Annotated in this window: 1 protein-coding gene; it reads right to left on the reverse strand. The window is 54.1% G+C overall.

What is annotated here, in order from left to right; translation table 11 throughout:
• The coding region (locus ACTHSP_RS23170; protein ID WP_440347142.1) for an imelysin family protein at positions 1 to 338 on the reverse strand (338 nt) is incomplete at both ends.

Below are 338 nucleotides of genomic sequence, written 5' to 3' on the forward strand. Positions count from 1 at the left end.
TGGCTGTAACGGTCTTCTTCGCCGCTGATTTTGCTGCCGGCCACTTCTTCAATCAGTTCGGACGCGCCGCCGACCACTTTGCCTGGAGGGAATGCCAATGCGTCGATTTCTTTTTGCAGGGCTTCAACATCGGTCATCAGTTTCGCTGCAATTTCCTTCACGCCGGATACGTCTTTTTCTACCCAAAGGGCGTGTTCGATACGGTGGAAGCCTGTAAACCCGGCATCTTTCGCACCGTCTTTAAAGTCGTCTTCACGCGCATCGATGACGGGGTCGAGTTCGCTGAAAAGCTCGGCAATCGGTTCGATACGTTCGTAATGGACGCGGGTGGCGGCAAA

It is taken from the genome of Neisseria sp. P0001.S005 (genome assembly GCF_051963715.1).